The organism is Mesorhizobium monacense (assembly GCF_056781675.1).
The window spans coordinates 988,192-1,001,632 of record NZ_CM165567.1 but is presented as its reverse complement, the minus strand read 5'-3'; the positions used below and the strand labels follow the sequence as shown (position 1 = coordinate 1,001,632).

At 60.4% G+C, this 13,441-nt stretch carries 7 protein-coding genes; 2 read left to right on the top strand and 5 right to left on the bottom strand.

The genetic code is table 11. The features are described from left to right. Positions 1 to 62: 62 nt before the first annotated feature. The 4 genes from AC1RUK_RS04740 to AC1RUK_RS04725 all read right to left on the bottom strand — a co-directional run bounded on the left by AC1RUK_RS04740 (position 63) and on the right by AC1RUK_RS04725 (position 9,719). Complete coding sequence (locus tag AC1RUK_RS04740) at positions 63 to 1,145, bottom strand: substrate-binding domain-containing protein (RefSeq protein WP_481836583.1); 1,083 nt, start codon at positions 1,143 to 1,145, stop codon at positions 63 to 65. A gap of 1,617 nt (positions 1,146 to 2,762) precedes the next feature. Then, positions 2,763 to 7,298, bottom strand: coding sequence for an nSTAND1 domain-containing NTPase (locus tag AC1RUK_RS04735; RefSeq protein ID WP_481836584.1), 4,536 nt, complete (start codon positions 7,296 to 7,298; stop codon positions 2,763 to 2,765). 419 nt (positions 7,299 to 7,717) lie between these two features. Continuing rightward, on the bottom strand, positions 7,718 to 8,761 hold the full coding sequence (locus tag AC1RUK_RS04730) for a methyltransferase (RefSeq protein WP_481836585.1): 1,044 nt from the start codon (positions 8,759 to 8,761) through the stop codon (positions 7,718 to 7,720). 28 nt (positions 8,762 to 8,789) lie between these two features. Next, a complete protein-coding gene (locus AC1RUK_RS04725) occupies positions 8,790 to 9,719 on the bottom strand; it encodes a class II aldolase/adducin family protein (protein ID WP_481839578.1) in 930 nt (309 codons plus the stop codon). Positions 9,720 to 9,722: 3 nt separating this feature from the next. On the opposite strand from AC1RUK_RS04725, the gene AC1RUK_RS04720 reads away from it, so the two are divergent. Both AC1RUK_RS04720 and AC1RUK_RS04715 read left to right on the top strand, forming a co-directional pair. Continuing rightward, on the top strand, positions 9,723 to 11,261 hold the full coding sequence (locus tag AC1RUK_RS04720) for a winged helix-turn-helix domain-containing tetratricopeptide repeat protein (protein ID WP_481836586.1): 1,539 nt from the start codon (positions 9,723 to 9,725) through the stop codon (positions 11,259 to 11,261). A 464-nt stretch (positions 11,262 to 11,725) separates the two neighbouring features. Further along, positions 11,726 to 12,520 (top strand): methyltransferase domain-containing protein, encoded by a 795-nt coding sequence (locus AC1RUK_RS04715; protein ID WP_258118459.1) that lies wholly within the window; start codon positions 11,726 to 11,728, stop codon positions 12,518 to 12,520. A gap of 401 nt (positions 12,521 to 12,921) precedes the next feature. Here the strand turns inward: AC1RUK_RS04715 and AC1RUK_RS04710 are convergent, their stop codons facing one another. Further along, a complete protein-coding gene (locus AC1RUK_RS04710; protein ID WP_481836587.1) occupies positions 12,922 to 13,392 on the bottom strand; it encodes a cupin domain-containing protein in 471 nt (156 codons plus the stop codon). Positions 13,393 to 13,441: the final 49 nt, after the last annotated feature.

Below are 13,441 nucleotides of genomic sequence, written 5' to 3'. Positions count from 1 at the left end.
TCCCGGGGACAAGATGCGCGGGAGGATACCAGCCCTCCCGCGACGGGTTCAGGATCGCTTCCTCAGTTCTCGAAGCGCTTGCCAACCTTTCCCACAGTTTCCTGCGTCACCAGTTGGGCACGCGTGTCGAGATTGGCTGCCGCGATCCCGCGATCGATCTGCAGATAAAGCTGCATGACCGGATAGAAGCCCTGCAAGAAGGGCTGCTGTCCAAGAGCTCCGGTCAGGTCGCCGCTCTTCAACGCATCCTGCTGAGCCGGGCCGAGATCGAAGCCGTAGGCGCAGATCTTGCCGGCCTTTCCGGTCTGGGCGACGGCCTTGGCGAGCGCCGGCGTGAACACGTTGTTGCCGGCGAACGCGCCGACGACGTCACCGCGCGATTCGAACAGCGTCACGATGCCGTTCACCGGATCGTTCGGATTGGTGTCGATGCCGGTGTTCTCGGGACCCGCGTCGACCCTGAAAGCGTCAAGCTTGCCGGCGTCCTTCAGGCCTTTGACGATAGCGTTGAAGGCCGAGGTGACGCGATTGTTCACCTCGATGTTGCCCATCGCCGTCGATGAAGGCAGGACGATCGAGCCCTTCTCGATGCCCTTGTCCGCCAGGCACTTGACCAGCGCCTCGCCGGCGATCGCCGCAGCGGAGGCGTCCTGGCCAGTGTGGCTGATGCCGCTTCGGTTGAGGATCGTGCCGTCGAAGGAATTGGTTGTGGCTACCGGTATGCCGCTAGCCTCGGCGGCCTTGACGATATCGTTATAGGCGCCGACCTGGGGCGTCGTTATGATCAGCCCGTCGATCGTCGGATCCTGCACGATCTGGTTCAGGATTTCGATCTCGCGGGCCGGGTCGTCGGTCGGAGATTCCGAGCCGAGCAGCAGTATCTTGGCGCCGATCAGATTGCCGGCGGCCAGTGCGCCGACATAGACCGGATCGAAGAAGCCATTGCCGGCCGTGTGGGTCACGATCGCAAAAGTGAGGTGACCATCGGCCGAATGGAAATCCTTCGTGGTGGCGGCTTCCTTTGCAGCTTCTTCGAAGCTGTAGCCGCCGACTGCTTTCTCGACGCCGCCGGATTGTGCGAATGCGGATGGAACGCCGAGCAACAGCGCCGCGGTGCACGCCGCGAGCGGAAAAGTAAGTCTCATGATTTTCCTCCCTTGCATCCAAGGGTCGGAAGCCATTCGGGCGCAATTATTCAGGAACTCGGGAAATCTCCGATCCGCTTCCGCCCATTTTGCAATTGTCTGCTCAATGCGTGTCCAAGTAAATAGTCCGCTGCATCCACGGTATCGTAGCGGTGGAAGTTCGCAAAGACGACGGGACGGTTGTTTTCAGCCAGGCCGGACGCAATTAAAGGTTCTCATCACCCTAGATTGAAACGTCCAGCCCTTAGAGCCTCTGATCGCCCCACCTTCGCCTTGCCATAGGCATTCGGCCTGGTGTCCGAATTGCAGATCAGCCCTTGCTTGCGGCGCACTTAGCGCGCATTTCAGCCTCGGAATGAGGTCGTCCGCCATCGCCGGCGCATCCGGGCAGAACCGATCGAGGAGCATCACCAGGTCGAGCACTTGGCGATGCGTGACACGGACCTCGCGCTGGGGTTTTTGTTGCTAATAGAAATCCCGGAACACCAACGGTGACGTGCTGTCGACCGACGCCGTCCCCGCGTCCTCGGCTTCCGATCGCCTGACTATCAAGCGAACGACCAGGCCGACGTACCCGACCTGCAGGACGACCATGGCAAGGATTGCCCAGCCGAGCGCGGTCCAGATTGAAACTGGCTTCTATGTAGGCCCAGATCGCCACAACGACTGTCGTGGCAGACATCCCGACCAGAAACTGCGGAAAATACATTCTCTGTTCCCCAGCCTATCCCAAACCTCCCGGTTCGAGAATCGGCGCCACTTTGCCCTATGTCCCTGCGTCATCGTTTCACTAAATTAGCAAATACGCAATTATCTGGCTGGGTTCGAATGACGGTGCAGCACGACGTCGCGTCGCCTAGCGCCGCTTGTCCGGTGTCACGGCATGGTTTGTAAAAGCCAGGTTCCGGTCCTCTCGTCGCCCGTTTGCTCACAAGGTCAGTGAAACAAAGCAGAAAGTCGCCGCTAAACGAGGCAGTAGCTTCCTGCTTCGCGGAATGATCTCAGCCACGAACATGAAAGCGGACCACCTCGATTCCGGGAGCCTTGCCAAACCCCGCTCCGGGTCGTGAGCCGAAACATTGTCCCTTTGACAGGCGAGCGAACCGCAAAACTGGCAGCGGCAAGGCCGGCGCTAAGGCATTGATATTGCCGTTGTCAAAAGCTGGGGATTCTTGGAGCTACTCCCCAGCTTCGGAGAATAATGGCGTTCGGAGAGCAGTTCGGGGAGAATGGTGTTTCTGCTGTCCCCGGCTTTTGGCCGTAAATCCCGCAAACGCTGGGCTTCCGGGAAGCCATGAGGGACCGGAGAATTGTTTGGACTTTGAAGGTGGTAGAGGGACACGAACCCGAGACCAACCTTCTCTGGCTCGGCGTGATCAACATCCGCTTCTGGTTCCAAGAATTGATGACACGCTCAGGACGTCCGCTTTGCGCCCAATGTCGGCCGTTGCAGGCGCCTTTGATACCTCCTGAAAGCGGACATTGCCGGCAACGACGCTAGAGGTCGCGGTTGCGCCACATGCAGTCGTTTGAGAACGACTCCGCAAATGACCGTTATGGGGGTTCAGGCGTATAGTCGTAACGGCAGCGACACCAGCCGTCGAGGTTGGGCCGACATTAGTTCGGACAATCGCCAACCTCGCCTTCGACAGGAAGGAAGAAACGTCGCCGTTCGCAGGCGGTCAGTTCGCGAGGAATGGTTTTCTTTGCAAAGTCGATGAGATCCTCGGTATTCTGGAAGACGCGAAATACTCGGACGCTTTCTTCACCGGAGACGATTGCGATCCTCGCTCCATCCGAACTGAAAACCGCACGTCTCAAGAAAAATCGCCTAGCTGCCTCCCCCTCGCCGGCAAGTTCCGCTATCTGGCGCCCCGACTGGGTGGCCCAGAGCCGAACAGTGCGATCCTGGAACGATGTTGTCACGATGTACTGACCGCCAGGACTGAATTGGGCGCTGGTTACACCGCTGCTCTGCCCCCTAAGAACGGCCTTCTCCGATCGGCCGGAAACGCTCCAGATTCTCACGGTGCCATCGCGTGAGGAAGTCAGTAGAGATTGACCATCTGGGCTGAATGCCACCGCCGTCAGCTCGTCACTGTGCCCCGTCAGCGTCGCGACCATGCTTCCGTCATTGACCGACCAGATCCGTGCCGTGCGGTCCTGCGAAGCCGTGGCTACCAGTTGGCCGTCCGGACTGAAATCCGCCGAGGTGATCTTGCTCTTATGCCCGACGAGAACCTTCAATTCAGTTCCGTCGGTCTTCATTATGTGGGCGGCATTGTCGCTGGTGGCGGCAAGGACGAGATCTCCGCCCCGGCTGAAAACAACCTGCGGCAACTTCGCACTGGTCGTTATCACGGCCACTTCGGCGCCGGTCGCCGCGTCCCATAACTGCGTCATTCCCTTAGCCGAAGCAGCCATCAGCAGGTCCCCTTTGGGACTGAACCGAACTTGGAGTAGGCCGCGCCCAGATGCGAGCCGCACAACCTCCCGCCTGCTCGCAACGTCCCAAATGAGAATTTGCCCCGCGAGAGACGCGGTTGCCAGCCGACTTCCATCGGGGCTGAACGTGGCGCTGCGGGTAATTTCGTGTGTGTCAAGCTCGGCTATCTCACGCTCAGTAGCGATATCCCAGAGGTGCACGGCTGCGTCCCCACCTCCAGTCAGCAAGTGCAGATTGTCGGGACTGAAAACCGCAAAGGTCGGCGGGGACTTATGGGGCAGCACCGTCGTCAAAATCCCATTGACGTCCCAGAGGCGAGCTGTCCCGTCGTGCGACGCAGTAAGGAGAATATTGGTGTCAACCGGGCTGAACTCCAAGTGCTCAACTAGGGGGCCCTGGCCCACTATACTGGCAAGCAGCGATGCGTGGTTGATGTCCCATACCCTGGTGGTTCCATCGAGGGAAGTGGTCGCCAGAAAACGATCGTCCCGGCTGAAAGAGGTATTCATTTCCTGATCACGGTTGTCCGAGGCCACGTCGTTCAGTTTGAGACCCGCTGACTCCTGGCCGAGCACGTCAAGCAATCTTCCCGACTCGCCGTCCCAAAGCCGTGCGCTGCCGTCGAGCGATACCGTAGCGATTCGTCGGCCGTCGTGGCTGAACGACGCGCCGTCCAGTTGCGTGTCGCTCTTGTGGCCGTCCAGTTTCGCGATTTGCGTTCCTTTCGACACGTCCCAAAGGGCGGAAAAGCTGTAGAATGAAAACGTGCCCCACGAGCCTATCAGGAGCCGACTACCGTCCGGGCTGAACATGACGCGGTAGGGCCAGGTGCCAACCTGCCATTCTTGAGCCAGCGTGCCATCGTCCGCGTTCCAGATAAAAACGGCGCGTTTTTGTGAGGTTGCAAAGGTGCGACCATCCGGACTGAAGGTAGCTAGCGAACCAATATAACCACCAAAATTCGTCTTTACACCCAAAAGTCTTATTCCGGTCCGGGCATCCCAGAGCGAAGCATAGGTCTCGTCACCCGCTGTCAGTACTCGGTTTCCTTTTGTATCAAAAACGGCTGTTGGAAAATTGCCGACCGGCCGAAGCACAAAAAGCTGCTCCCCAGTGCTAGCGTCCCAGATGCGCGCGGTGCCGTCTCTGGCGGCTGTAATGACACGGCTTCCGTCAGGACTGAAATCGGCTCTCTCCACAGGTCCCTGATGGCCCCTCAGAACTGCTTTTTCGGTACGGTTCGAGACGTCCCATATGCGCGCGGTCTTGTCGTAGGACGAGGTGACGATGAGATCGCCGGTCCGGTTGAAAGCTGCATCTGTCACTCCAGCGTCGTGACTGAAAACTGCGGTCTGATGGTGCGCCAGCAACGCCTTGAAAAGCGCGGTCTCGGCTTCGAAGAGATATGGCCGTGCTGATCCAGACCCAAATTTCGGAAGCGCTTCCAGCGCCAGCAGGATCGCGGCCTCGGTGTCGCCCTTCGCTGCGGATTGTTGCGAAAGAAACGAAAGCGAAAGAGACTGGTTGCGAAGAGCCTGGTCTCGGGCATCAAGCGCCTCACTCTCAGCGGACCTGGCCTTATCTGCGCTCAGTTGCGCCAACTCCGCCTGCCGCATTGCTTCTTGCTGTCCTCTGAACCCGACGAACGCGCCTGCGCCAGCCAGGAGAGCCAATGCCGACGCAACTATGGCGGCGAAGCGCGTGCGTCGCGCGCGTTCAGCTTGGCGCTCCAGGCGTTCACGTTTCGCTGCTTCGGCAGCCTCGATCAGGGCCCGCTCTGCCTGTCGCTCCGCGTCCTTCCTTTCCTTCTCGGCCAATGAAGATGCCTCGATGTATTCGACGACTTCATCGTCGACTTCCTCCCGTCTCGACAGCAGTAGCTCTTCGCCCTCGGCCAGTCGCTTGCCGGATGGCAGGAGCAGCTCGTAGTTCTTGTTGTCCGCGCGCCATCGGTGGGCGTCGGCCCTGAGCCGAGCGCGTGTCTCGAGGAAGTTCTTATTTGAATTGACGATGTCGCTGGCACGCGGCCAGCGGCTCAACAGAGCTTCATGTGCCACGCGGACGAAGACATGCCCCGCAGCATCCTCGTCGCTGACGATGAGCCGAGCGGCGATCAGCGCATCAACTAGAGCCAGTCGTGCCGGCGTGCCTGCAACTTCGGTGAGCAAGGCCGGACGTGCCGTAACGGTTTCCTCACCCGGACGCACCGTGGTGAGGGCACGCAGCACCGGCGGCAACGCCTCCTGGATGTCGGGCGGCAGCGCGTCGACGACTTCGTCGGCGCGGCGTGCGATCGCCCCTTCGAGACCGCCGAGCGCGCGATACGCAGCAAAGGTAAGAGTCCGATGCTCTCGTCCCGCCTCGTACAATGCATCGAGCATAAATTCGAGAAGCGGCAATGAGCCGGGATCGGCAGCTGCCGCCTCCTGCAGTACGTCATTGAGCCACCCCCGATCGGCGGTTTCCTCGAAGCGGAGCCCGGCAGCGCGCGCCGGCTCCCGGATGATCTGGGCGACCTCAGGGCCGGTCGGCGGCAAGAGTTCATAGCTGCCCAGACCGTCCTTCAACGCCGAGAAGCCTGGGACCTCGCCGCAGCGGTGAAAGAAATCCGACCGGATCGTAGCGATCACCCAGACCAGTCCGCTGCCGGCCAACGCCGTCAAGAGCCGCACAAGCGCTTCGCGCGACGCCGGTTCCTTCTCCGTCGTGAACAACTCCTCCATCTGATCGATGGCAATTATCAATCGCAGCTGAGAGGGAACTGAACCTGAAGCGGCGGCTGCTTTGCCAAGCGCTTGACGGATCTGTGCCAGAGCACGATCCGGAGTGCTCCGACAGAGTTGGGTCAGCTCTGCTGCTGTCAGTTCGAGCGCCAGCTCGGGCAGAGCGCCCTCGCGAAACAGTCCTGCGGTCAGGGAGGCGACGGCGTCAGGACCTTCGGACGGGCGGATTAGGCAGCGGCGCCACAAACTGATACCTGCTACCCAGCCAGGTCGAGTGATTGAAGGCAGCAACCCGGCCCGCAGAAGAGAAGATTTTCCAGACCCGCTCATCCCGTAGACAAGCAAGAAGGCCTTGCCACTGGCCGCCAGCTGTTGCAGCCTTTCGGTGCAAGCAGCGATCGCCCGCGATCTGCCGAAGAACAGATCTGCATTCTCAAATTCGAAGACGTCGAGACCGCGAAACGGCGAGCTGACCTGTTGCTCCGAAGCGAGCGGCACACGATAGGCGCGCACAGGCCGGGCGATGTTCTTCAGGCGGTGCTCGCCAAGATCGATGAAGTCGAGCGAGAGCCGATCGCGAGCCTGCGCATAGACGGCGTCCGAAATGCATATCCCGCCCGGTCGTGACAGCGCTTCAAGACGGGCGGCGACGTTCACCCCATCGCCCATGAGATTATCGCCCTCTACGACGACATCGCCGAGATTGATGCCGATACGAAAGCGCAGACAGTTCGCCTCGGGAAGACCGGCATTCCGCCTGTCGACTTCAACCTGTATTTCCGTGGCGCACCGGACCGCTTCGACGGGGCTCGTGAAATCGGCGACGACGCTGTCGCCAGCGCTTCCGAACACCCGCCCCCCATGTTGCTCGATAAGTCGGTCAATGATCCGGCGATGCCCCCTGAGGGTCGCAAGTGTCGCTTCCTCGTCTCTGCTTGTCAGTCGGCTGTAGCCAACTGCATCGGCAGCGAGGATGGTAGCCATTCTGCGATGAACGCGATCCTGGGTCATTACCTTCCTGCGATCTCGGAACATCCTAGTGGAAATGGCACCTAAAGAGGAGAGAGGCACCGAAATTGATCTTAAGGAGCGCTAGGCATGCTAAATTCCTCGCCGCGTTCGCCGCAGTGCCACAGGTGCTCGAGGCACAGCAGCGCCAGACTGTGATTTAGGCTTGTGTGGCGGCAATGACGGGTAAGTTGACGACGATGGATGCTGACGCCGAGCTGAATGTCCGCTTTTCTGTCTTTGGCAAACGCAAGCTGTCAGTCCGCTAACGGCCCCAAGCCGTCCCATTGCTCGTTTTCTCTTGCCAATGGTGGCGGAAGGAGAAATGCAATGGGAGTTTCACAGTATGATCCTGGTGCGCGGCGGGTGGAGTGCGGACCCATAGCAACGATGGATCAGCTGGCTTCCGCAACGGGGATTGCCTCGATGAGGCTTGCCGTCGAGGACGTCGGGATCACGCGTTCCAGCTTGAACCCCGCTGCGGCAAGCAGGCTCGCATACTCCTCTTCGGACCGCTCGCGTCCTCCGGCACTCAGAACGAGCTGTTGCAGATCCAGCATCTTTCCCCAGGACGGCGCATTTCCCGGAGCAAGAACATGTTCGATGATGAGAAGCCGGCCATGTTGACTCATGGCCTTCCGACAGTTCCGCAAGATGACGATTGCTCCTTCATCGCTCCAGCCGTGCATCACACGCCGCATCAGGTAGAGATCGCCCGCTGTGGGCACGCTTTGAAAAAAGTCGCCGCCGACCACCGCACATCTGTGCGCGAGGCCAGCCTTCTCGATCATTGCTTTCGCGCCATTGGCTACATCAGGCGTCTCGAAGAGCACGCCATGGGCATTGGGGGCCTGAGCAAGGATCAGGGTGAGCAGCGAACCCTGCCCACCTCCGACATCGACGATCGTAGCCGGCCACCAGGTGTAGGCTTCGACGACCGCCCTGTTCTCCTGGCGGGCGCGATCGGTGATTGCCGCGTCGAAAATGGCCGCTGCTGCCGGGTGCGTGCCGAGGTAGTCGTACAGTCCTCCGCCAAAAACATGAGCGAAGGCCGCCTCACCGGTCTGCACGGCATGGTGAAGCGCGCCCCAAGGGCGCCAAAGCATCTCCTCGCCCAACAAGATCGCAAAGGCACGCAGGGAGACGGGCGCCTGTGACCGCAACCCATCGGCGAGCGCCGTAAGACCGAAACGGCCCTGTTCATCCTCCGCAAAGATGCCCAGACTCGCTAGCGTCCGCAGGAGCCGATGGAGAGCCTCAGGGTGAGACCCCGTAGTCGTTGCGATCTCAGATGGAGTTTTTGGTCCGCTCTCCAGAATATCCGCAATCCCAAGCTTCGCGGCGACATGCACCGACTGGCCTATCCATCCTCCGGCAGCCATGTGAAGCAGCGCCATGGTCGCTGACGTATTGCTGTCGCACGCGGTGTTCGCTGACATTATTTGGCCTCTCACACGTTTGCCGCAGCTATTTCAGCAAGTCCGGCTGTATTCTCACGACTTGGTCCCATAGCGGCTGGCACTGGAACCAGCCGGTGAAGGGAGTTCCGTTCACAGCCTGGGCGGCGCGAGCGTTCGAGCGGTCGATCTGGAGTGGCTGGCCGACCGACTCGGCAAGAAACTGCGCCTGACAGCAGCGCTCCATCGCGACGAACCACCAGACAGCCTCCTCGACCGTCTGGCCGACGGTTAGCAGGCCGTGGTTACGCAGAATCGCAGCCTTGTGCGGGCCGAGGCAGCGCGCGAGCTCGGCACCTTCGCTCACCTCCGTAATGAGCACTCGCGCATCGTCGAAGAAAATGTGGTCCTCGTAAAAGGCGCAGGCATCCTGGGTAATCGGATCGAGCAGGCGACCGACCGCGGACCAGGCTTTGCCATAGATAGAATGGGCATGCGCCGCGGCGACGACCTCCGGGCGGGCCTCGTGAATTGCTGCGTGGATAGCGAAGGCGGAGACATTGACCGGGCTTTCGCCCTCGACCACGTTGCCCTCGCGGTCAACCCGGATCAGGTCGCGGGCCCTAATTTGCCCAAAATGCATGCCGAACGGATTGACCCAGAACGTGTCGGTGAACTCCGGATCGCGCGCGGTGATGTGGCCTGCGACGCCTTCGCTGAAGCCGAGCGCGGCGAAGATGCGGAAACCGCCGGCAAGGCGCTCTTTGCGGTGCTGTCGCTCCTCGGAAAGGCTGGCAAAGCTCGGGACGGCGATGCGCCTGAAGATCGGGTCATAGGCGTCCTTCTTGGCGCGTTCGAGATCGGAGCGGGCCGTCGATCTAACACTTGCACTCATTGTCTCCTCCTGACTAGCTCGAACAACGTTGAAGGAATCGACGGGCGGCGTCCCTAAGCTCAGCTTAAGAGTTACAAAAAGTCTCAAGGCGGCTATAAAATTCATCGTATGCAAGGATGTCGTTTCGTCTTCGGTCCTTTCGTCCTCAATGCTGAGACAGGAACGCTGCTTCGGCAAAAGATTCCGGTTCCCGTCGGCTATCGCGCGCTGCTCCTGCTTGAGGCATTGGTGAAGCGGCACGGCGAAGTGCTCACCAAATCAGATCTGATCGATGCGGCATGGCCGGGGACGGCGGTCGAGGAGGGTAACCTGTCGGTGCAGATCGCATCGCTCAGAAAACTTCTCGGCCCCACCCCCGATGGCGAGGACTGGATAGCGACGGTTCCTCGGGTCGGCTATCGCTTCACCGGAGAGATCGAGAGGCTAGACGGCGCCACCCATCACCGCGAGGCGGTCGAGCCCGGCCCTTCCATTGCCGTCCTCCCGTTCGCCAACCTCAGCGACGACGTCCATCAGCAATATTTCGGTGACGGCCTTGCGGAAGACATCATCACGCGTCTTGCGCGCTTGCGCTGGCTGTTCGTTTCCGCCCGCAATTCATCCTTCACATACGGCGCCAAGGCAGTGGACGTGAAGCAGGTCGGGCGCGAGCTCGGCGTCCGCTATGTCCTCGATGGAAGCGTACGCCGCTCCGGACAGCGTCTGAGGATAACTGCCAGGGCGAGCGACGCCCATAACGGGGGCCAGATATGGGCTGAACGCTACGATGTGGAGATGGCGGATTTCTTCGCACTCCAGGACCAGATAGTGCAAAGCGTGATCGGCGCGATTGAGCCGAGGCTCTATGCAGCCGAGCACGAACGTTTCCAGAGCCGGGCGCCCGGCAGTCTTAACGCCTGGGGCTTCGCGATGAAGGCGATGCCCTATGTCTGGACATGGGGTTCCGCGGCGGAGCTCGAGCTCGCCGAGCGGCTGCTGACTAAGGCCACAGACATCGACCCCGACTATCCCCGTGCGAACTGCCTGCTTGCTTGGGCGCTCGCAGCGCGGATGATGCTCGGACTGGCCGACCCTGCAGACGCTCTTCCGACCGCACGCGATATGGCCCAACGGGCGATCCGCAGCGACCCGGAAGACCCCTGGACGCACTTCGCCGCGGGTTTTGTGCACATGGCATCGCGACATTTCGACCAGGCTGTGGCAGCACTGACCGAAGCGATTATCCTCAACCCGAGCTTTGCCTTCGCTCACGTATTCCTTGGATGCACCTATGGCTATGGCGGCATGCCTGATGATGGCCTGCACCACCTTGCTATCGCAGAGCGGCTTAGCCCCCGAGACTTCATGCAGGCGGCGAACCTCTCGACGGCCGGGCTGTGCCATTTCGTGGCTAAACGCTTCGCCGAGGCGGCGGAATACGAGCGCCGGGCGGTGGAGCTTCGGCCCCATTTCGGGACCGCCTGGCGTACGCTCGCGGCGTCGGCGGGCATGGCGGGTGACCGTGCCCTCGCTGGCCAAGCGCTCTTGCAGGCTCGGCGGCTGCATCCCTCTCTTTCCGTTGAGTGGATCGAGAAATATCACCCGATCGTACATGAACGGGATAGGGCCCTGTACATCGAGGGGTTATGCATCGCGGGGCTGAGATAGCTCCAAAGGCTGAACGCGCGCCTGCCGCTCGTCGTCTGGGCCACTTCAGCCATGTTCGTCCAGACATCCGCATTCTCGCGGTTCCGAGACATTCGCCCTTCACCAAACAATGACTGGAAAGGGTCGACTCAAGCCGTAGGGCGAACGGCGGCTCTGGAGAAGCGCCAGGAAGGTCCGGAACTGGCGCGGCCGAGACGGCCGGCACATGGGCTCGGATTATGCCGCGATGGAGCGTTCTACGTCTCAATCGGGTGGCAAGCGGAAAAGCAGCCATCAATCTCCAATTACCGGATTGTTCCCGGATAGCTGGCAATGCTCGAGCCGCTTTTTACGGCGAGTTGCTCCCGCTGCCATGGGACTGCAATGCTCTCAAAGAGACTCATCGTCGGAAAGCGGACGTGATAATCTGAAGCCACATGCTTTTCGCGGCGGCTAGCGCCCAGTGGAGAGAGGGCACATCAAAAATGAGCGGCGGGCTGGAATTTGACGAAGAGACCAGCCGAAAGGTCGAAGCGCTCTATTTGACTCCCGACGTGGTCGAACAGCGGTGCCAAGTGCTGAAGGCACTGCAGCTGAGGGAGGGCGAACGGATTCTCGACATCGGTTCTGGCCCCGGACTCCTGGCTTATGACATGGCAGCTTCCGTCGGGCCCGACGGCCGTGTGTGCGGTATCGACATCAGCGACGACATGTTGGCCATGTCCAGAAAACGTTGCGCCAATCGGCCTTGGGCCGAATTCCTGCGGGCGGAGGCAACCAAACTGCCCTATCCGGACGATGATTTCGATGCTGCCGTATCAACTCAGGTCTACGAATATGTTGCCGATATTCCGGCAGCGCTCGCGGAGCTTTACCGGGTAACGCGCCCGGGCGGTCGCGTGGTTGCTCTGGATACGGACTACGATTCGTTGGTAATTTACACGGGCGATCAGCCGCGCATGGAGCGGGTGCTTTCGGCTTGGGACGAACATTTTGTACACGGCGGGCTACCCCGGACCTTGTCGGGGCAGCTCCGCGACGCCGGGTTCACGATTCGACAACGCGATGTGATTCCGATGTTCAATCCCGAGTACCACGACAATACCTACGCCAGACGCATGCTGGCTATCATGGCGTCCTTTGTAGTCGGGCGCAGAGGCGTGTCCCAGGAGGAAGCAAACGCTTGGCTTGCGGAGTTTTCTGAACTTGGCAAGCAGGGAAAGTTCTTCTTCAGCCTCAATCGGTACCTTTTTGTCGCGGACAAGGTTGCGGTTACATGACCGGCGATGTTCAGTGGAATCAATGTCGCGTTAGCGGTCAACTTCCGTCGTACCCTGCTCGATCGCGGATGGCCGGATTGGGTCAACTCAAGCGCGAACGGCGGCTCTGGAGAAGCGCCAGGAAGGTCGGCAATTGGCGCACGTGGTCGGTTGGTGCGTTCAGACTTCAGATTGCCTGATGAGGCTCGAGAAGGTCCGGCCGGGGTGGAATGCGGAAGTTCACAGAGCCTGATTTTTCAAATTCCTGCACGATAGGCTCGGGCTGTCGCTCATTCGTCTTCGCAACAGCGGCAGAACGTAGATTCGTTTTGGCTGCACATTGGCCGCCTCACGGTTGTTGGCACTGGCGCCCCGCCGCGCTCGGCGGCGGGGGGGCAGTTGGCCTTCAAGCAAGCGGCTGGCTATTGCGTCTTTGAAGGATCGTCCGCCGGATTGACATACTTGAGGCCCCACGGGCCATTGGTGGTGATTTGGACGACAGTCTCCTCGTCGAAGTAAACGAAATGCGCCGTGCCGGGCGGCAACGCGAAGAAACTCCCCGCAGGCAGTGCCTTGGCGGCGCTCCGATCGGCGGTTTCGCCCATTCCAAGATTAGTAGTCCCTGATATGACGGTGACCACCTCATCCGCAGGATGTGTGTGCGGTGGGATCGCATACCCAGACGGTACTTTGAGCCGAAGGGCAAACAAACCTTCCTTAGTGGGATCGCCGAACAGGACCGCAGCTTCTGCTCCGGCAGGAAGCACTTTGGGGGCCGGGGCCCACTTGATATCATTGGGAGCGACCATTGTGTGCGCATCCTCTGCCGAGGCAAGGGAAGCGATGCCGCAGAAACCAATCAGGCCGATTGCAAGTATCGATGCGATTTTCATGATAACCTCCCTGTGTCGCCGGGCCTTCCACCCTGTTGCGCGCTGGGGC

Excerpts from the sequence above, each read along its gene's own strand:
- AC1RUK_RS04730 (WP_481836585.1), bottom strand. The coding sequence starts at position 8,761 with ATGTCAGCGAACACCGCGTGCGACAGCAATACGTCAGCGACCATGGCG.
- AC1RUK_RS04720 (WP_481836586.1), top strand. The coding sequence starts at position 9,723 with ATGCAAGGATGTCGTTTCGTCTTCGGTCCTTTCGTCCTCAATGCTGAG.
- AC1RUK_RS04740 (WP_481836583.1), bottom strand. The coding sequence starts at position 1,145 with ATGAGACTTACTTTTCCGCTCGCGGCGTGCACCGCGGCGCTGTTGCTC.
- AC1RUK_RS04735 (WP_481836584.1), bottom strand. The coding sequence starts at position 7,298 with ATGGCTACCATCCTCGCTGCCGATGCAGTTGGCTACAGCCGACTGACA.
- AC1RUK_RS04725 (WP_481839578.1), bottom strand. The coding sequence starts at position 9,719 with ATGAATTTTATAGCCGCCTTGAGACTTTTTGTAACTCTTAAGCTGAGC.
- AC1RUK_RS04715 (WP_258118459.1), top strand. The coding sequence starts at position 11,726 with ATGAGCGGCGGGCTGGAATTTGACGAAGAGACCAGCCGAAAGGTCGAA.
- AC1RUK_RS04710 (WP_481836587.1), bottom strand. The coding sequence starts at position 13,392 with ATGAAAATCGCATCGATACTTGCAATCGGCCTGATTGGTTTCTGCGGC.